Genomic DNA, 20,359 nt, shown 5'->3' with positions numbered 1-20,359 from the left:
AGACCCTTAAGAGCGCTCTTGATAACTCGGCTACCAGTTTTGGGGAAAATGATTCTCGAACGAAGAATTGGCAGATTCAGCTCAATAACGCCCAGGCGACTTTGAATGGTCTTGAGGGTGAGCTTAAAGAGAATAATTGTGCTCTTTCCAAGTTTGCTGATGAGGCTGACGGTGCGGGTGATGATGCGAAAACTGCAGCTAAGGACACCGGACACCTAGAAAATGCTGTAGATGAGCTGGGTTCGCAGATGGACGGTACCAGTTCGAAGACCCGCATTTTTGGTGATGTGCTTAAAGCCAGCCTGGCAGCGGAAGCTGTTGTTGGTGGGGTTAAAGCTATTGGGCATGCTATTTCTTCTATTGGGCGGGGCATGGTCGGGGCTTTAAAGGATGGTTTGGACTATAACGCCCGGATGGAGCAATACACCACCTCGTTTACCACGATGCTGGGTGATCAAGCCAAGGCTCAGAAACTGGTTAATAACCTCAAGTTGGAAGCGGCTCGTACTCCGTTTGGGATGGAGGATCTAGCCAAGGCCACCCAAACGTTGATGGGGTTCGGCATGAGCGCTGAAGAGTCCCAGGTACGGATCAAACAGTTAGGTGATATCAGCCAGGGGGATGCTGGAAAGTTCGAATCCCTCACGTTGGCGTTTGCTCAAATGAGCTCTACTGGCAAGCTGACTGGTCAGGATTTGAACCAGATGATTAACGCAGGCTTCAACCCTTTAGAGGAGATTTCCCGTAAGACCGGTAAAAGTATCGGTGAGCTCAAAGAAGAAATGGCTAAGGGCGCGATCAGTGCGGATATGGTTGCGGATGCGTTTGCTAGTGCCACAAGTGAGGGTGGACGGTTTTATGGGGCGATGGATGCCCAGTCCAAAACCTTTTCTGGTCAACTCGCTACGTTAAAAGACGGGGTCGATAACCTTAAAGGTCTATTGGCTGGAGGTTTGACCACGGCTTTGGCTGGCACGGTGATGCCGATGGTTAATGGTTGGGTCGATGAACTCACCGGCGCGTTCAAGACCGGGGGCGCCCCTGCCTTTATCGACGCCCTGGGACAGATCTTGAAAGAAGCCCTGGAGTTTATTTCTAGCCAGCTTCCGCAAGTGGTGGATACCGGGATGAGTATCTTGACTGCTTTGTTGGAGGGCATTATCGCTGTTCTGCCTTCCTTGGCGGAAACTGCCGTGACGTTGATTGTGGCATTGGTGGAAGCGATTATTGAGGCACTTCCGAGTCTGTTAGAGGCTGCGGTTCAGATTATCGCCACCTTGGTTGCTGGTATCGGCCAGGCTCTACCGGAGCTGATCCCGGCGGCGGTAGAAATGCTGATGACCATGATCCAGGGGCTCATCGATAATTTGCCACTTATTTTGGATGCAGCCCTACAGTTAATTATCGGTCTTGCGCAAGGTTTGATTGCGGCTATCCCGGTGCTTGTTGAGGCTTTGCCGGAGTTGATTGGTGCGATTATTTCTTTCTTAATCGGAGCCGTCCCCCAGATCATCGAAGCTGGCATCAAGCTGTTAACCGCGCTGGTTGGTGCCTTGCCAGAAATTATTACCGCTATCACCGGGACTTTACCTTTGATTATTACCGCTATCCTTAGCGCGATCATCCAGGCAATCCCACAGTTGATTAACGCGGGCGTGCAACTGTTGACGGCTCTTATAGGGGCGTTACCAACTATTATTAACGCGATTGTGGGGGCTTTACCTCAAATCATCTCTGCCATATTGTCTGCTATTGGTGGGGCTATCCCCCTTCTGGTACAAGCTGGCATCCAACTATTAACCAGTCTAATTCGGGCTTTACCGACCATTATCGGCACTGTCGTTTCGGCTATCCCGAGGATTATCTACAGCATTGTTCAAGCAGTGCTGGGCGGGGTCGGGCAGATGATCAACGCCGGAGCATCCCTGGTTTCTGGGTTATGGCAAGGCATTCAGTCACTAGCAGGTTGGTTGTGGAACCGGGTCTCTAACTGGGTGTCCTCAATCTGGAATGGGATTCTCGGATTTTTCGGTATCCATTCTCCTTCTAAGCAAATGGCGTGGGTTGGTGACATGCTAGTTGCTGGTCTAGCCGGAGCAATAACCTCACGAGGCCATAAGGCCGCCGATGCGGCAGCAAACATGGCAAAAGACACCATGGACGCTATGGGCGAGTTAACTAACGGAGTTAACGTACCTATCAAGGTCAGCGAGGATTTGTCTTTGCCAAGCACCGATCTGACCCCTGCCCCAGTTAACCAAACATCGCAAACCGAAAAGGAAGCTAAAACTTACAGCGTTGATGTTCAAGGGGTAGCAGATGCTACAGCTGCCCGGATTCTTGAGGGTTTGGATATCAAGGTTGTTTTAAGTGATGGGACGCTGGTCGGCAAACTCGCACCCAAAATTGATCAGCAACTATCACGGCTATCTCGGCGAGCCAATCTGCTAGCTGCGGGGGTGTAAAACAATGTACGGGTTTGTTCTCGACCATAAGGTTAGCTCTAAAAGCCTGGGTATCCGTTTTTGCGCACCTGTAGAGATCCCTACTGCCGCCATGGGTGTAGACGATATTGAGGTGTCCGGGCGGGCCGGCACTCTTACCCGCCTTAAAGGGTGGCAAGACAGTGAAATAACTTTGAAACTATCGGTGCGTGGCGGGCTGGAAGCATTCCGCAAAGCCGCTTACTTACTCACCCAAGCCCACACGATTGGTTTTAGCGGTGAGCCTGGCATGTTCAGGTATCTTAAACACGTCAAAATATCACCAGCGTTAGGCTCGCTGTCCACTTGGGTAATGTTTGAAGCCGAGCTTTGCTGCCAGCCGTTTACCTACCTGGAAACTGGGCTTAAACAGCTAACTTTAAACGCTTCGGGCACGATTATTAATCCTGGTCTTTTAGCTTCCGATCCGGTAATCACTGTTTTTGGTACCGGGGAGTTGGAACTGAAAATAAACGATAGCGTCTTGTTGGTTTCTGCTCCTAGTGGGCAATTAACTATCGATACTGCCCGGCTTACAACCCACGTTGCAGGTAAAACCCAAACCGATGGGATTTCAGGGCCCTTCCCGCAACTTTCTCCTGGCACTAACCACATCGAGCTGGGCACAGGTATTTCAAGAATCGAAGTCCAAGGTAACTGGCGTACCTTGTAGAAAGGACTAACCAGATGATTACGATTCACGATCGTAGCGCTAACGATTTCACTGCCAGTGGGTTAGCTGTGCTAGATCGCCACCTTATAGACCCGAAAGTCACTCAGGAACTAAACGGAAAGTTTTCCCTAACGTTTTCCTACCCCCTTGATGGGCCAGCAGCGAACCTGTTGGTAATAGAAAACATCGTGGCCGCCCCGGTTCCAGGAATAAACGGTAGGCAAGGATTTCGTATCAGCGAAGTCACCACCAGCCTTGACGGGACGCTCGAAGTAGTTGCCCATCACCTGTTCTATGACCTTTCTGCAAACCTTATCGCTGACACCTATGTGGTAAATAAAACCGCAAAAGCAGCCCTAGATCAGCTGCTAGGGGCGGCCAATAGCCCGCACGGTTTTAGCGCTACCAGTTCAGATAACTCGCGTCGAGCCTCTGCCCGCATAGTTAGAGCCCCTGTCAGCGCGGCCTTGTTAGATGATGGCGACAATTCGTTTATCTCCCGTTGGGGCGGAGATCTTACTTTCGATAACTGGCACATCCACCACGCGCCGTGCATAGGCGCTAATCATGGCGTGGTTATTAGGGATCGTAAAAACCTGTCCGGATACGAATCAACCCTGGACTACACCACGGTAGTTACCCGGATTTTGCCGGTTGGCTAAGACGGTCTGCTCCTTCCTGAACTGTATGTGGACAGCCCTCGCATCAGCGACTATATCTGCCCGCGTATCAAGGTCATCCGCTATGGGCAGGTCAAGGCAATCAAAGACCCAGACAAGCCACGAGAGGACGAACTGCCCCTAGAGCAAGCACACTCACGGCTGCGCGCCCTAGCCAAAAGCGAGTACGCACTAGGCCTGGTTGATCAGCCATCTTGTGCCTACAAGATTTCATTTGTTGACCTTGCCTCCACTAAAGAATACGCAGATCTGCGCGAGCTAGAAACCCTAGCCTTGGGTGATACCGTGACCGTACGCCATAGCGACTCGGGCATGGAGCTAACCTCGCGGGTCCTGGCCTATGAGTACAACCCGCTTGACCAAGAATATATAAGCATTGAGCTAGGTAGCACCGCCGGTAAATTTACCGACATTACCCACACCATCACCGCTGCCCGCACCGAGGCTAGCCAAGCCCAACAGGTAGCAAGTATTGCGCTAGCTAGCGCGGATGGGAAAAACACCAACCACTACGGCACCACCCAACCGGTATCAGCGCGGCTGGGCGATGTGTGGTTTAAAGACAATGGTGAGCAAGTAGGAATCTGGATATATAAGCTCACCGATACTGGTCAGCCCGGATGGGTCAGTCTTGCCACCGATTTGAACGCGGCCCAACTCGCGGCGAACCTGCAAGCAGCTAAAACCCAGATCGCGCAAGCAAACGCTAGCGTTGAGCAAGTCCAAGCAAGCCTTAAACAAACCCAAGGCGAGCTAGTAAAAACTAGTACCGATACAGCAAATGCAAAAGCTCAAGCCGAAAAAGCTCTCCAGGATGCAACCAGTATCCAAAATGCTCTAGAAGCGTTCAAAGTGCAGGTAGCAGATGAAACCAAAAACATTAACTCCTCCTTGACGATGGTTTCAGACAACGTGAACCTGAGAGTTAAAAGAGCCGAGATTATTACCCAAATCAATCTGTCGAATGAAACCGTTCTGATTGATGCAGCAAAAGTACACATCAGTGGGCAAACCTCAATCGATGACGCCGTAATCGGTACCGCAATGATTGCCGATGCGGCTATCACTAACGCTAAAATCGGTCAGCTGTCAGCAGATAAAATAACCACCGGTACCCTAGCGTCCGCGCGGATTGCCGCCGGGAGCATCACTAGCGATAAACTCACGATTGCTAACGGATACATCCAAACAGCAATGATTAGCGACGCTGCTATAACCTCGGCGAAGATTGCTTACATAGATGCCAGCAAGATCACCACTGGTCTGCTTGATGCCAACCGGATCGGAGCGGCATCCATTACGGCAGATAAGCTTTCCGCTAACGCGATCCAGGTTGGTCTTGCCGGGTGGACAAGCAATATTCGCATCAACCCGACCCAGATCTCTTGGTATAACGGTTCGGAACTGGAAGGAAAAATCGCTAGTACCGGGATGCAGTTTTGGTACGGGAATCGATATATCGGACAGTTAGGCAGGGGCCATAAAAAGGATCATGAGGAAATAGAGGGTATCTCCACGTCGCTAGCCAACGAGGGTGACTATGTTGCCTGGACCTACCAAGACGCTCCAAACGGGGACTATTTCACGTGCTTGACCCTAGACCCAAAGGGACGGTTTTATGATTCGGCTGGCATCCACCTTGGGGCTGATCTGCGCACGAATGGATACAAGTTCTATACCACCGAAAACAGATCGGTCACCTTGGAAGATTGCGTACTAACCGATAGGGGCACGCATCCAGGATGGGTCGGGCCGACAAAGCTAGCCAAAGTAGTATTCCACACCTATGACGTCATGATCGTCACCAACGGCACGTTCTATAACATGACCCGACTTTTCGACCGGCTCTCAGACCTTATGATCCGGGTAAACGGGCTCATCGGGCTGCTTAACCAGGGCTGGATCAGCACCATAACCTCCAAACCGGATGGCACCATCTCCTGGACCTACTTCCATAACACCGGGTATCAACCAATGTCCACCAACACTGCCTAAACCAGGCTGTATACAAAGAAAGGAATACGTCATGAAAATTTGGATAGCTAACAAGCACCTAACCGGACTAACAGAACTATTAGCTGCCATGAGTCTTAAACCCGGTCCTTCTAGAGCTAGAACCAAACTGCTAGACCTAGTAAGACAGGCCACCAAGCGTTTTAGCGATGACGAATACGAACTGGTAACCCAATACGCCTCCCTAAACGAAAACGGCAAACCCCGCATCGATGCTGGGGGAACATTCACCCTGGCATGCCCAGAAAAAGCCCCAGAATTCTTCACCGCCCGCCAAAGCCTATTCGATTCCCTGGCCGAAGTATCTGGCCCTACCTACCAAAACCATCTCCAAGAAGTAAAAAGCCTAATAGAAACCTACGACGGCGAGCTCGCCGGGCAACAAGCAGAAGCATTCTGTGCGTTAAGCGAAGCAGTAGAACAAGCCATAAGCAAAGGAGAAACCTCATGATTGAGCAAGCGATAATCCCGATCCCCTCTGACCCAAAACCAGCCCCGCCAGGAAAAACAAAAAACACAGACAATCCCGTAGTGGTGATACCTAGAAAAAACACTATGGATATCACCCGCCTCACGCTGCAAGCCCTAAAGCGCCCATATATACAAACCGAATAGCGCCGCCTTGTTTGAAGTTTCAATGCCTGCATTGTGCAGGCATTTCTTATATCCGCAAGCACGCACGCTTGTGCTAACCCGTTAACTATTTTGAAAGGACAGCAAGAATTTTGTCTATCAAAACCATTTGGATGCTATTCCAAGGCGTAATCACCGCTATAGGTGCTTGGCTAGGAGCCTTTCTCGGTGGAACCGATTCCCTGCTCTACGCCATCGTAGCCTTCACCATCATCGACTACGCCACCGGAATATTAGCCGCAATCAACGCCCACAAGCTATCCAGCTCGGTAGGGTTTCGCGGTATCGCCCGCAAAGTCCTAATCTTCGCCCTCATCGGTCTCGCACACTTATTGGACGTGCATGTTCTTGGCACCCCCGGAGTGCTACGCACTGCCACCATCTTCTTCTACCTATCCAACGAGGGCATCTCCATCCTCGAAAACGCAGGGCTACTGGGTCTGCCGATCCCGGGCGGACTAAAACAAGCATTAGACACAATCAAGCAAACCGGTCAAAACCAGCCCGCCTTAAAAACCAGCTCAACACCACCTGCTAAGGCGAGTAGTCCAGATAAATACTCCCCGCCAACCCCTCAGGCAGGCCAGACCAGCCCGGGCAAATATCTGCCCCAACACGCCCTCCCCGACGAAAAAGAAAAGCCATGAAAACATGCATGAAAACATTCCTTAAATTCTTGGCACTCCTAGCAGTCTTAACGCTACTTACCGCCGGGATCTGGCTCCTTTTCGCCTTATTACTTTCATGGATAATGACCCCGCTTATCTACCTGATCGCACTTTTTATCTTGGCCACCGGCTAAACCAACCAAAAAGAAACGGAGAACCCAAAATGAAGAACTGGAACACTCTAGAAGCTGACCTGAACCTTTTGATGAACAAACACTTCACCAAAGGCAGACAAGGCCGATCCATCAACAAAATCATCCTGCACCACAACGATGGAAACCTTTCCATACAAGGATGCTGGAACGTATGGCAAACCCGACCCGCCTCCGCGCACTACCAAGTAGAAACCAGTGGCCGTATCGGCCAACTCGTCTGGGATCGGGACACTGCCTGGCACGCGGGAAATTGGGTAGCCAACACCACCTCGATTGGAATCGAACACGCAGACGCATCCACCCACCCCTACCGTATCTCCGATGCCTGCCTAGAAAACGGGGCGCACCTTCTCGCCGCCCTGTGTCACTACTACAAGCTCGGCCGACCCGTCTGGGGCAAAAACGTATTCGGACACCGCGACTTTTCCGCAACCGAATGCCCCGCCTCCATAGCCGGATCCCAACACGCCGCTTACATGGCCAGAGCCGGCTACTGGTACGACCAAATGAGCGCAAACAAACCCCACCCGCCATCTGCCGGTAAACCAGATATTGAAGCACTAGCCAACGCAGTTATCCGTGGCGAATACGGCAACGGAGACCAGCGACGAGCACGCCTAGGTAGCCTCTACGACGCCGTGCAACGCAGAGTCAACGAAAAACTCGGAGCAAGATCTGCGCCGGCCGCACCCAATATCGATGCCTTGGCAGACGCCGTGATTCGAGGAGACTACGGCAACGGCGCCACCCGCCGGGCACGCCTGGGAAATCTTTACAACCAGGTACAAGCCCGAGTAAACCAAAAGCTCGGCTGCTAACAATTCGCCCACGTATTCATCCTCAACTAACTAGCCCCGCTACCGCCTCACATTTGAGGTGATAGCGGGGCTTTTGTCGTTTTTCTTCCCCTTTGTCCGGTTTCAGCTGGGCTCGTGCCTGACAGATGGAGGACCAAAAGAGTTATCGCCAGTGAGGTGTCGGGGTCTTCCTCATGTGTACAGGAGAGGAGACATAGTGGTGAGAATCAGTGATTTACAGCGTGAACGTGTTTGCGTAATCCGTCAACGCGGAGCCAGCTATGGCAGGATTGCGGCAGAGCTTGGTTTGTCTCGTAACACGGTTAAGTCAATCTGTCAGAGAGCAGGCATTCAAGTACAAACCGATGTTCAGAACTCGTCTGTCTGCGAGCAGTGTCAGACACCATTGGAAGCTCCAGGGTTGGGCAGGCGATTTTGTTGTAGCGAGTGCCGTTTGGCGTGGTGGCACGCTCACCCGCAGTGTCTGAACCGTAAGGCGATCTACACCTTCACTTGTGCGGGTTGTGGCGTGAGATTTGAGGCCTACGGAAACTCAGGCCGTAAGTACTGCTGCCATGGTTGTTATATCCGTGCGCGTTTCGGCACGAAGGGTGGGCGGCCATGAGCAAGTTTCCTTACACGTCTGAGGGAATGGTGCGAGAGACAACCTATGAGATCGGCGGCTTACTGGCCGCTGTGTGGCTGGGTGAGAATTGGTTGGAGGCGCACCAGGTTGAGGAATTTCGTGAGCTTCTAAATCGGGAGTTCCGCCCTGTTGTGGGACAGGTTGATGATGCAGCAAGCGACTGGATAAATACGCAGTTTTGAGCGTGTATAGACATGCCTGGTTCGTATCAAAAACCTGTGAAAGGAAGAGGAATATGGCTAAACAGATCACCAGGATTCCAACCCCTGTGCCAGCAGCGAAGCGGACGCGGGTGGCCGCCTATGCACGTATCTCGGAAGTCAAGGGTAATACGCCAGTGTCCTTGTCTGCGCAGGTGTCCTACTACAACCAAAAAATCAGGCAGAACCCCGCCTGGCAGTTCGCCGGTGTGTATACCGATGCTGGTATCAGCGGCACCACCACAAGCAGACCCGGCTTCCAACGTTTGCTGGCGGCATGCAAACGCGGCGAAGTGGATATTATTTTAACAAAATCGATCTCTCGATTCGCACGCAATACCGTCGACCTGCTCTCCATAGTTCGTGACCTCCGTCAGGCCGGTATTGAGGTGTTTTTTGAACGTGAAAATATTCGTACTCTCTCTGGTGATGGGGAATTAATGCTATCAATTTTGGCATCCTTTGCTCAAGAAGAAGCCTGGTCAACCTCGGAGAATGTGAAGTGGGGTATCCGCAAGAATTTCGAGAAAGGCATGACCAACCAGATGTGCGTCTACGGCTACATCTGGACAGGTACAGAGTTCATAATCAACAAAACCCAAGCTGAAGCCGTGCGCTACATCTATAAGCGGTTCTTGCAAGGAGCCAGATACTCTCAGATCATTGACGAATGCGCTGCGCATGGTTGGCAGGCCTATTGGGGCGGCCGGTTCACAATTGCAGCGATCAAGATGATATTGTCTCAGGAGCGCTACACCGGAAACACGCTGCTCGGAAAGACTTTTAACCCGTACCCAGGTCATCACGGCATGAAAAACACCGGACAAGCACCCATGTTTTTCGCTGAAGGCACCAACCCGGTGATCATCGACCAGGAAACATTCGAGCGAGCGCAGATCGCGCTAGCTGAACGCACGAAGCAGAATCAGAAATGCGTCCACAATCAGACGTTGACAGTCTTTTCTGGGCGGGTATGGTGCGGACCATGCCAAAGGAGAGCTAACCGCTGCCATCAATACCGACCCCAGGGTCAACGGGTCATCTACGGGTGGTGTTGCCCAGCGAAAGCAAAAGGCAAACCCCACAAATGTGCCGGCGGTGCCCTGCGCGAAGACCGCATCAAACACATCACCTGTCTACTGACCGACAAACCAGAATTTAGTAACGAGCTCTTTGACTCCTATATTGAGCGCATCGAACTAGTCATGCCCGGACAAGCCACATTTATTCTGGTCGATGGCCGCGAGTTCTTGGTGCGCTATAAGCGCGGTAAAACCGCGACCATGCCTACCTGGGACGACGTAAAAGAGGTAACAAAGAAGTGACTCCGAAAGTAACCGCAATACCGGCAACCCGGCCTATCACTTCAGGGGCAACCCGTCAGGCCACAGCTACGCGTAGGGTGGCGGCTTATGCCCGGGTCTCGACAGCAAGCGAAGAACAAGCCACCTCTTATCAGGCGCAAGTCGACTACTATACAGGTCTTATCCATTCCCGCAAGGACTGGCAGCTGGCAGGCATTTACACCGACGAGGGAATTACCGGCACCTCTACGAAATACCGTGCAGGCTTCAAGCGTATGATCGCCGACGCGCTAGATGGACAAATTGACCTAATCGTTACCAAGTCCGTCTCTAGGTTCGCTCGTAACACTGTCGATTCGCTGACCACGGTGCGACAGCTCAAGGAAGCCGGGGTAGAGATCTTTTTCGAGAAAGAAAACATCTGGACTCTTGATTCTAAAGGCGAACTACTCATCACCATCATGTCGAGTCTTGCACAAGAAGAATCCCGCTCTATTAGTGAAAATGTGCGCTGGGGTATGCGTAAACGATTCGCAGACGGGCAAGTTTTCATGCCATACCCGCATTTCCTGGGCTATGACAAAGGTGCCGACGGGCGACCCCAAATCAACCGAGAAGAAGCCAAGCTCGTCCGCCGCATCTACAGGCTTTTCCTATCAGGCTACACCCCAGGACGCATCGCCACCACGCTCACGGAAGAAGGTGTGCCGGTGCCAGATCCGCGCGGTAAAAAATGGCACTCAGCCACCATTAAATCAATTCTCGGCAACGAGAAATACAAGGGTGACGCCTTGCTGCAGAAAACATACATCAGCGACTTTCTCACCAAAAAACAGGTTAGAAATGAAGGCGAAGTCGCCCAATACTACGTCAGTGGTTCACACGAAGCGATCATCGACCCGCAAACCTGGGATCTCACCCAATACGAACTAGTCAGACGCAAAGGTCAGCGCACTTCTTACCCGTTCACCATGAAACTAGAGTGCAGCGTGTGCGGAGCCTTCTACGGGTCAAAACTGTGGCACTCAAACGACAAATACCGAGCCAACATTTGGCAATGCAATAGCAAATACAAGCGAACCCACCCCTCGCCAATGCCGCACCCATCCAGCCGTGAGATCGAGGAAGCATTCCAGAAGGCTCTCGCCACATATTTGGGCAGACATGGCGAGATCGTGGCTGGTATCGAAAACGCGTTGGACAAGGTCATGGACACGGCCAAGCTAGAGGACGAGCAAAGCGAGTTGGCGGTCAAAATCGAGGGGTTACAGGCGATGATGACCAAAGAAATCGAGACCAACGCCCATGACCTCCAAGACCAAGCCGACTATCAGAAACGCTTCATGCTTCTGGAGGAGCAGTTCCAGCAGGAGACAGCGCGCTTCGACCAGATCAGCACGGAGATTAGCGGGCGGCAAGGAAAACTCGCAGCCATGCGGCACTACCTCAAAACACTTGACGAGCTATCTGGGAAACCCGTGGTAGAGTTCAGCGAACGCATCTGGCACGTCCTCACCGACCATGCCATCGTCTACCCAGACGGGAGAATCGAGTTCCTCTTCAAAGACGGCACCCGCATCAACCAATATCTAGAGTGAGCACCCTTGAATGTAAAAGCCGGAAAAACGACCACAGATTCAAGGGTGCTCACCCAAATTCCTAGACGCTAGCAACTAAACAGAAGATAGTACTACTCCCCCTCTGAAACGATGACTACCGCTCCTAGATATAGCGTTCTGGATTTTGTTCGATTATTTTACGCAGGTCATCAAGAGCACGCCTGCAAAGCTTACGCACCCCATCTGAGCTGATCCTCTTGCCAGAAGCTGTCAGATCATTGGCTATTTCAGTGAACCTGTATCCCTGCAGCACATGCAGCTCGAGCACTTCACGTTTGCGTTTAGGGAGCGACCCCAGCAGCAACTCGACCGTTAACCCAGATTCGACTGTTTCGGCATGGTCGGGTTGAGCGGCCGCAAAATGATCAGCTCCTTCAGCGCCAATCGCATCAGCAGAAATGTCAGAGCGGCGCCGATTATCCCGCTCGCGATATTCGGCATAGACACCATCCAAATACGCTTGTGCCCATTTCGGGCGGCTATCTAAGTCAGCGAGCTGGCGACGCAGATCATCATCATCAGGAAACTCGGGGACATATAGCTGGATTAACCGTCCTTTCGGAGTCAGATAAGGAACCTTGTAGTTATCTTGTTTATCGTTTTGTGCCATTCCTGGCCCTCTCTCCTCGAAATCGATGGAGGGAGAGCCCGCAAAATATTCAGTTATGTGTGCAGGCCTGCGAGAAACGAACCATCAGCCCCGATTTCCTAACCTCTGGTGAGGCAGGAATCCGTGGCATCAGGTTTGAATACTCGCGGGCCCTCCCAGCCATTTGCTGGGATTTGCCACTGCTTAGCTTCGGCAGTGACAGTGCAGGAAACACAAGCTAGTTTTTCTTCGCATTCGCGAAGAACTACTCGGCTTATGTGCAGTAGTCAGGTAGAATTACTTTCCAGTACGGATCGTGGTTTCTGCGTTGGCTACGCCCTACATCCCTCATCTTGGTAAAAGAGGTTTTTGGTAACGGCGCGTCAGCGATACGTAGCGATACATGGCGATACAAGGAGGCATTGCGGTGGGTTCTGATACCCCGTTTAAGTGCGTGATTGACGCACTGCGCCCCTTGACGAAAGGCAAAGAAAAGCTAGGGCTTTTCGCAGCCGGACTAATTGACATGGGGCTTCGACCAGAGAAAAAAGTTAGCGGCGGCAGAGAAATAGAACAGACTGCGCTCGATATCGTAAAGAGTTCCACGTGGAAGGCCTACGCAAACGGGTCAAGGGCGGTCTCCGAGCCGACAGCCAGCGAGATAACAGGCAGGTGGGAGCCGGTTAGGTTTGCAGAGAATTTCGTTGACGCCTATGAAGAACAGGCTCTCATCGACACTGCTGCGCTGCTGCACCAAATAGCCCCTGCAATCAATAAAGGCAATGTTGGTTCTCAGCTTGGCGTGTTGTTGTATAACGTTTTCAAACAGGCAGCTGGGCACGCTGACGCAGTGCTTCCTGCGGAGATTTCGAACATCATCAAGTTGGAGCAACAAGGGATCCCGTTTATTCACCCAGTCACAGGCAAACTGCATCTAGTTGAAGAGCAAGGGGACATGCCTGAGAAACAGCCGGTGCCCGAGGAAATAGCTGACAGTGAGCTGACATACGTGAAGGCTCTTACCGCTGCCTATTGTGAGGCGTTGGGGCTTAAGGCACCGGACGTAAAAGATATACCGTCTGAGTACACGAGACATTTCGCAGAGCAACGTAAAGCTTTCTATAGCGCCGAATGGGCTAAAGACGTCACATGGCACAAAATCAACGACGGACGCAGCGTTTACGACGCTTTCCTAGAACATATGGATCAAGGCGTCATGGATACTTATCTTTTTCCGCATCCGAACGGGATGGAACGACTTTTGAAGACCCTTACTCAAGCAACGAACCTGCCCCTCGATGGGGTTTCTCTAGCCCAGATCCATAACCTAGTAACCGTGTGGGTTCGCAAAGGGGCTTGCCACCAGCTCGTTAACCAAAACCGATTCAAATGGGTGAGATGACCATGCTTCACTCGAATCTCGACACCCCATACGAAACATCCTTGCGCGCGCTCCTGCTATTAGCGGCACTGGGAGAACCCGCATCGGTCTATCAGATTGCCGGTATCGATATGGTAGCTGTCAATGCGAAAGCATACGGGCTTGATGACCGTAACTTGAATGGAGATCACAGATTCGCTAAAACCGAATTTGATGCCCGCTGGAACCTGACAGAAGAAGCCATAAAACAACTCACCCTAAAAGGCCTCACGCAGCTAGTGCTGAGGCCTAACGGATACTTTTATTTCCTTACTGATAGCGGTCAGCAAGTCGCCAACCGTCTACCAGGCTCTTACGCGGCCGACTATTTCGCTAGTTGCCGGGAAATATTAGAACAAGCAGGCGAGAAGAATCTTGAAGCGTGGTTGAGCGCCATGATTGATGACAAGGCGAGGAGAAACGTATGAAACCATCCTTCTGGCTTTCCAGCCTCACTGTTATCGCTTACGAGCGTGAAAAAGACTCATCCATAACGTTTAAGCCTGGATTGAATGTCATCTACGGTCCTTCTAACACCGGCAAGACGTGGATTTTGAAAACATTGGACTACGCTCTTGGCGCGGATCCCGACAAACTGCCTATAACCGAATCAATGGGTTACACTCATGTGCGGCTAACTATCAAAACAGCACGAGGTCTAGTGGAACTCACCCGACCAATAGGGACGGGACACAATACGCTGGAAGTTTCATCTACAGACCCGCGTGTTCCTGTCAGCCGATGTAAGGCTCGTGGCAGAACAAAGACAACCCCCACCGTGGCTGATGTATTGCTATGGCTTATAGGATTTGACCACCCAGAAGAGTACAAACTTCTAGCTAGCGCTGATCTGAAAACACAAGGATTAACCTGGCGTACATTCTGGCACCTGTTATTCGCCAACGAGGGACGTATCGGAAGCGAAACATCAATCCTTCTCAACCCCGACTAAAACTCTCCCCTTCCGGCACAAACAGCGCTAACCGCACTAATCAATGGCGTTAACTACGCCAAGTACGCAGAAGAAGAGAACGTAAAAGCTAAAAAGCTGAAAACCAAAACAATCGTCGAATATCTACGTCCCCTACCGACTCAGATTGATACCCGAATCCAAGACATAGAAAAGATTCTGACAGCTACTAGTGAGGAACAGCTCGTAGCAAAAATCAACCAGTTCAGCGTCGAAGCACAAGCAGTTAGTCAACAACTTGACCAGCACACCGCGCGCAGCCAACAACTTATGCAAGAAATTAGCTCAGTCAACGCTAGTCTAGCTGAGATACAAATGCTGCGCAGCCAATACGAAGACCTAGGCACCTCGTATCGCGCAAAGATTGAACGACTAGAGTTCATCGAAGCTGGTCATGAACTCACAGATAGACACCCCGCACCAGCGAACTGCCCTGTGTGTGGGCAGGCTGTTCCTGAGGATGCTCAAGAGCACTTCACACCCACTACCCAAGCTGAAAAACGCGTGCTTGTTCAGCGGTTGGCAGGGCTGGAAGACACACTCGTAGGTCTGGCAAAAGAAGAGCAGCCCTTACTGGCGAAACGGGATACTCTTCGGCAGGAAGCCACTCGCGTCGCTGTTTTCATTGCCAAAAAGCTACAGCCACGATTCATCGAACTGAAACAACAAATCGCTGACTACAAGGCGACCATCGAATTGAAAACAGAACGCGAACAACTACTTGAACGCAAAAAAGACATCGAAGATGAAATCCGCCAGAAAGAAGCCATAAAATTCGACAAACCAGACCTTGGCGTGGAACGGATCCTCCCCGAAGAGTTCTGGGGAATCTTCTCTGGCTATCTACTGAATACGCTGGGAGCTTTCGCCTACCCAGATCTGAAGGAAGCCTACTTGAGCAAAGAAACATTCGACGCGGTAGTGAACAAGAAAACCAAGAAGGATCAAGGACACGGCTACCGCTCCCTTATCAACACGGGAATGTTGCTATCACTTCGTGACTTCTTTGCTTCAATACACAGCAAACACAATCCGAGTCTACTAGTTATCGACAAGCCTCTAGTTGGCTTTGATGACCCGCAAGAAAACCCCGACCTAAAGATCTACTACGATAAGATCCCCGAAGCGGTCTACGAGTATTTCACTCTCTACCCGGGCAAAGGCCAAATCATCATTGTCGATAACCCGAAGACTATGGCCGACATTTCGATCATACAAGACAAAGCTAATATCATCCGATTCACTAAGAAGATCAACGAAGGTCGCTACGGCTTCCTTGTTGGCCTTACAGATACCGATATCATTAGCACCCCAGCCAACGAAGAAACGGAGTCCCCACATGCCAAATAACCTACGTATGTCTTACAACCCGCTATGGAAACTCCTGATTGATAAAGGTATGAACAAAACCGACCTAGCCAAGCTAACTGGGCTAAGTGCAACAACCATCGCGAAACTCGGACGCGGAGGCAACGTCACCACTGACGTTCTTGCCCGCATCTGTGAAGCACTCGACTGCGACATCGCCGATATTTGCGAAGTCCAGTCGGCGAACCAGGAGGAACACGAGCGGACGTAACGTCCCTAGACCAGACAGTCTCAACCGGAACAGCACACCCCACGAACGACAAACATGAAGGGATGAAGATGAACAAACAGGAGTTGGCGTCAAGGATCTGGGAATCCGCGAATGCTATACGATCCAAAATCGAAGCGAACGAATACAAGGACTACATTCTCGGCTTCATTTTCTATAAGTTTCTCTCCGAAAAACAGGAACAATTCTTGCTCGCTAGTGGAATGACAACCGAAGAATTCCCGGAGCTACTGGTCGAAGACGACCTCGACACGGTGCGCTACGTGCAAGACAACGTGGGCTATTTCATCGCCTACACCAACCTGTACTCAACGTGGCTGAAGCGTGGCAACGACTTCAACGTCGGCGATGTCCGAGACGCGCTCAACGCTTTCACTCGTCTCATCTCCGAGAACGACAAAGCACTGTTCAAGGGAATCTTCGACACGCTGCAAACAGGCCTGTCAAAACTCGGTGACAGCGCAACCTCCCAGACTAAAGCCATCCGTGAGCTACTCAAACTCATCAAGGACATCCCCATGGACGAGCACGCCGGATACGACGTGCTCGGGTTCATCTACGAATACCTGATCGAGAAATTTGCTGCCAACGCAGGCAAGAAGGCCGGCGAGTTCTACACCCCGCACGAGGTTTCGCTGCTGATGAGCCACATCATCGCCCACGAACTGCGGGGGCGCACCGAGATCCAGATCTATGACCCAACCTCGGGTTCTGGCTCCCTGCTACTCAACATTGGGCAGGCCGTCGCCCGGCACATGGGCGATCCTGACCGCATCAAGTACTACGCCCAAGAGTTGAAGGCCAACACCTACAACCTGACACGCATGAACCTCGTGATGCGAGGAATCAAGCCCGACAACATCGCGGCAAGGAATGCCGACACCCTAGAGCAAGACTGGCCGATGTTCGACGAGGATGATCCAGTCGGCACATACAAGCCGCTATACGTGGACGCGGTCGTGTCGAACCCACCCTATTCCCAACACTGGGATCCCACCGACAAGGAAGCCGACCCCCGATATGCCCGCTTTGGACTGGCACCCGCAAGCAAAGCAGACTACGCCTTCCTGCTCCACGACCTCTTCCACCTCAAGCCCAACGGCGTGATGACCATCGTCTTGCCTCACGGCGTCCTGTTCCGTGGTGGTTTGGAAGAGACGATCCGACAGAACCTGATCGAACAGAACCACATCGACACGATCATTGGCCTGCCTGCCAATATCTTCTTCGGCACCGGCATCCCAACCATCATCATGGTGCTCAAACAACGCCGCGACCGCGACGACGTGCTGTTCATTGATGCGTCCCAAGGCTTTGTGAAAGTCGGAAAGAACAACCAGCTCCGGGCCTCCGACATCCAGCGGATCGCCCACACGGTAGAGCATCGCCAAGACGTGGAGAGGTTCGCCCGCGTCGTCAGCCGTAAAGAAATCAGAGCCAACGACTACAACCTAAACCTACCACGCTACGTTTCTGCAACACCCCCAGCTGAACCGATCGATCTGCGCGCGACAGTGTTCGGCGGGATTCCCGAAACCGAGATCGACGAACTCTCCACCTTCTGGAATGTCATACCAGGTCTGCGCGAAACACTCTTCACGCAGACCGACAAAGGCTACGCACAACTCAACGACAGCGATCTGCACACGATCATCGATCAGCACCCTGCCGTTGGCGCTTTCAGAGGCCAGGTCACCAGCGTGTTAGAAGGACTCGACGACGATCTCGTCACTCGACTGGTCAAACATCGGGCAACAGTGCCGATCATGGCTACCGAAGAGGCGCTGACCGCCGACATCTTCACCCGTTTCGCCCACGCCCCACTCGTGGACTCCTTCGATGCCTACCAAGTACTACACGACCAGTGGGTAGGAATCGCGAACGACCTCGAAATGATCCAGACCGAAGGCGATACTGCCATACGCGCCGTTGACCCGGTCATGGTCATCAAGAAAAAGCAGAAGAGCAAGGAAGTCGTCGAGGAGCAAGACGGGTGGGAAGGCCGAATCATCCCATTCCGCCTCGCCCAAGAACACCTCCTGCCCGAACTACTCGCCGAAACCGACGACCTTGCCACGAAGCTGTCGAGCGTTGACGAGGAACTGGCCGGCATGTTCGAAGGGTTCAGCGAAGAAGACCTACTCGACCTCGCTGACGTGCTTAATGCCGCCGGAGATGCTTTCGCTAAAACCGCATTGAACAAGGCCGTACGTGACTTGAACAAAACCGGCGAGCAATACGCTGAAAACTCCATCGAAGCGACGCAACTTCGCGCCAAGAAACTACTTGACGACAGAACGAAACTCGCCCGGCAGCTCAAGACGGCACGAGTCAAGCTTGAAGACGAAACCCACCAGGCGATCAACAACCTCACCGACACCCCAGCAGAGGAACTCCTCATCGCCAAGTGGGTCACCCCGCTCATCGATGAACTAGCCACCATGCCCGAAACAGTGCTACGCCGACTCGATCAACAGCTCGAAGCCATACGCACCAAATACGCCAACAACCTCATCGAACTCGACACCCAGATACGCAGTAGCGAAAACCGTCTAACCGAGATGCTCGGCCGCCTCACAGGCACAGACGCAGACATACAAGGAATCAAGGCGCTACAGGAACTCTTGGGAGGCACCCATGACTAAGGCAAAGAGCCCCGAGATCAGGTTTGAGGGCTTCGATCAGGAGTGGACCACTCAAAATATCGGGAAAGGCGTGACCTTCCTCCGCCATAACAGCTTGTCGAGAGCCCAATTGACCTATCACGATACTGGGGTTCAAAACATCCATTATGGGGATATTTTGATTAAATTCGGGAGTGTCCTAAATCCTCTCGTCGACACAATTCCATTCGTGCGAGATCCTTCTACTAGCAACCTCGGGGATCTCCTTCAGGATGGCGATGTGGTATTCGCAGATGCAGCCGAAGACTCTACAGTCGGAAAATGTACTGAGATTCGCGGTTCTATTAACAAGAAATTGGTGGCGGGACTCCACACCATTACTGCTCGACCAACCAAGGCATTTGGGGAAGGGTATCTCGGTCATGCCCTGAATGCTGACACGTTCCACGATCAGCTAGTTCCCCTAATGCAAGGAACAAAGGTTAGCTCCATTTCAACCAGCGCACTCTCCAGCTGCAAAGTATCATTCCCTGAAATCGATGAGCAGCAGGAGATTGGTTCTTTCTTCTCTAATCTCGACGACACGATTGCCGCACACAGGAAGAAGCTCGCCAAGCTCCAGCAGACCAAGACATCCCTACTGCAACAAATGTTCCCGCAAGGTGATGCCGTTGAGCCCGAACTCCGCATAGGCGTCTTCACCGAACCATGGAAAGCCATGGAGCTAGGACAGCTCGGTAAAGCCCGGGCCGGAGTTGGCTTTCCAGATATGGAGCAGGGCGGAGGTTCTGGAATCCCGTTCTACAAGGTGTCTGACATGAACCTTCCCGGCAACGAACGTGAGATGGTGAAAGCGAACAACTATGTGTCTACTGAGCAGATTGAGCGACGACACTGGAGACCTATATTCGATCTTCCGGCAGTTGTGTTCGCCAAAGTAGGTGCGGCAGTCTATTTAGGGCGCAAGCGGATGGTTCATGAACCATTTCTTGTTGATAACAACATGATCGGGTATTCGATCAATCTTGATGAATGGGATGTGGAGTTTGCCAGAACGGTGTTCGAGACTCTTGACTTCTCCGCGCTAGTACAAACCGGTGCGTTGCCCTCGTTCAATCCTTCAGCAGTGGAAGAGATGTCAGTAATGGTTCCACCGTCCATTGATGAGCAGCGCGCCATTGGTGAGCTGTTTGGCCAGCTGGATGACCTCATTACTGGCGAGCAGTTGTATGTCGAGAAGTTGCGGCAGGTTAAGGCGAGCCTCCTGCATAAGATGTTTGTATGAGGT

18 protein-coding genes are annotated in these 20,359 nt (G+C 52.0%); 17 read left to right on the top strand and 1 reads right to left on the bottom strand.

The annotated features are described in order from the left end of the window. From EFB02_RS08580 to EFB02_RS08535, 10 genes are all read left to right on the top strand, one after another. Nucleotides 1–2,465, top strand: a 2,465-nt coding sequence (locus EFB02_RS08580) for a phage tail protein (RefSeq protein ID WP_122821164.1), incomplete at its 5' end; no start/stop codon positions are given. Nucleotides 2,466–2,469: 4 nt separating this feature from the next. Next, a complete protein-coding gene (locus EFB02_RS08575) occupies nt 2,470–3,156 on the top strand; it encodes a hypothetical protein (RefSeq protein WP_022865299.1) in 687 nt (228 codons plus the stop codon). Between the two features lie 14 nt (nt 3,157–3,170). After that, nucleotides 3,171–3,818, top strand: a complete 648-nt coding sequence (locus EFB02_RS08950) for a phage tail spike protein (protein ID WP_234992809.1) — start codon at nt 3,171–3,173, stop codon at nt 3,816–3,818. A 27-nt stretch (nt 3,819–3,845) separates the two neighbouring features. Then, nucleotides 3,846–5,831 (top strand): phage tail spike protein, encoded by a 1,986-nt coding sequence (locus EFB02_RS08570; protein ID WP_234992808.1) that lies wholly within the window; start codon nt 3,846–3,848, stop codon nt 5,829–5,831. 31 nt (nt 5,832–5,862) lie between these two features. Beyond that, nucleotides 5,863–6,300 carry a DUF1617 family protein gene (locus tag EFB02_RS08565; protein ID WP_022865297.1) on the top strand — a complete coding sequence of 146 codons (438 nt, stop codon included), beginning with the start codon at nt 5,863–5,865 and terminating at the stop codon, nt 6,298–6,300. Between the two features lie 274 nt (nt 6,301–6,574). Continuing rightward, nucleotides 6,575–7,129, top strand: coding sequence for a phage holin family protein (locus tag EFB02_RS08560; protein ID WP_022865295.1), 555 nt, complete (start codon nt 6,575–6,577; stop codon nt 7,127–7,129). 184 nt (nt 7,130–7,313) lie between these two features. Beyond that, nucleotides 7,314–8,123, top strand: coding sequence for an N-acetylmuramoyl-L-alanine amidase (locus EFB02_RS08555; RefSeq protein ID WP_122821163.1), 810 nt, complete (start codon nt 7,314–7,316; stop codon nt 8,121–8,123). A 600-nt stretch (nt 8,124–8,723) separates the two neighbouring features. Beyond that, entirely contained in the window at nt 8,724–8,930 is a 207-nt protein-coding gene (locus EFB02_RS08545; RefSeq protein WP_122821162.1) for a hypothetical protein, read from the top strand. 53 nt (nt 8,931–8,983) lie between these two features. Beyond that, nucleotides 8,984–10,273, top strand: a complete 1,290-nt coding sequence (locus EFB02_RS08540; protein WP_122821161.1) for a recombinase family protein — start codon at nt 8,984–8,986, stop codon at nt 10,271–10,273. Then, nucleotides 10,270–11,850 carry a recombinase family protein gene (locus EFB02_RS08535; RefSeq protein ID WP_122821160.1) on the top strand — a complete coding sequence of 527 codons (1,581 nt, stop codon included), beginning with the start codon at nt 10,270–10,272 and terminating at the stop codon, nt 11,848–11,850. The genes EFB02_RS08540 and EFB02_RS08535 overlap by 4 nt, the downstream gene beginning before the upstream one ends. Before the next feature lie 124 nt (nt 11,851–11,974). Here EFB02_RS08535 and EFB02_RS08530 read toward each other — a convergent pair whose 3' ends face one another. Further along, the gene (locus EFB02_RS08530; RefSeq protein WP_122821159.1) at nt 11,975–12,481 is read right to left on the bottom strand and encodes an RNA polymerase sigma factor; all 507 of its coding nucleotides are present in this window, start codon (nt 12,479–12,481) and stop codon (nt 11,975–11,977) included. Nucleotides 12,482–12,863: 382 nt separating this feature from the next. Here EFB02_RS08530 and EFB02_RS08525 point away from each other — a divergent pair, with 382 nt between their 5' ends. The 7 genes from EFB02_RS08525 (at nt 12,864) to EFB02_RS08495 (ending at nt 20,356) form a co-directional block, all read left to right on the top strand. After that, nucleotides 12,864–13,862 (top strand): ABC-three component system protein, encoded by a 999-nt coding sequence (locus EFB02_RS08525; RefSeq protein ID WP_122821158.1) that lies wholly within the window; start codon nt 12,864–12,866, stop codon nt 13,860–13,862. Beyond that, nucleotides 13,850–14,308 carry an ABC-three component system middle component 2 gene (locus EFB02_RS08520; RefSeq protein WP_147471059.1) on the top strand — a complete coding sequence of 153 codons (459 nt, stop codon included), beginning with the start codon at nt 13,850–13,852 and terminating at the stop codon, nt 14,306–14,308. Before EFB02_RS08525 ends, EFB02_RS08520 begins: the two co-directional genes overlap by 13 nt. Continuing rightward, on the top strand, nt 14,305–14,832 hold the full coding sequence (locus EFB02_RS08515) for an ATP-binding protein (RefSeq protein WP_122821156.1): 528 nt from the start codon (nt 14,305–14,307) through the stop codon (nt 14,830–14,832). The genes EFB02_RS08520 and EFB02_RS08515 overlap by 4 nt, the downstream gene beginning before the upstream one ends. Before the next feature lie 288 nt (nt 14,833–15,120). Then, complete coding sequence (locus EFB02_RS08510) at nt 15,121–16,200, top strand: hypothetical protein (protein ID WP_122821155.1); 1,080 nt, start codon at nt 15,121–15,123, stop codon at nt 16,198–16,200. Nucleotides 16,201–16,207: 7 nt separating this feature from the next. Then, nucleotides 16,208–16,429, top strand: coding sequence for a helix-turn-helix domain-containing protein (locus tag EFB02_RS08505; protein WP_234992807.1), 222 nt, complete (start codon nt 16,208–16,210; stop codon nt 16,427–16,429). A gap of 68 nt (nt 16,430–16,497) precedes the next feature. After that, nucleotides 16,498–19,092, top strand: coding sequence for a type I restriction-modification system subunit M (locus EFB02_RS08500; protein ID WP_122821153.1), 2,595 nt, complete (start codon nt 16,498–16,500; stop codon nt 19,090–19,092). Next, the gene (locus EFB02_RS08495) at nt 19,085–20,356 is read left to right on the top strand and encodes a restriction endonuclease subunit S (RefSeq protein WP_122821152.1); all 1,272 of its coding nucleotides are present in this window, start codon (nt 19,085–19,087) and stop codon (nt 20,354–20,356) included. The genes EFB02_RS08500 and EFB02_RS08495 overlap by 8 nt, the downstream gene beginning before the upstream one ends. The last annotated feature ends 3 nt before the right edge of the window (nt 20,357–20,359 follow it).

Source organism: Varibaculum vaginae (genome assembly GCF_900604285.1).
Lineage (GTDB): Bacteria > Actinomycetota > Actinomycetes > Actinomycetales > Actinomycetaceae > Varibaculum > Varibaculum vaginae.
The sequence above is the reverse complement of the archived record's forward strand: the minus strand, read 5'-3'. Positions and strand labels throughout refer to the sequence as shown.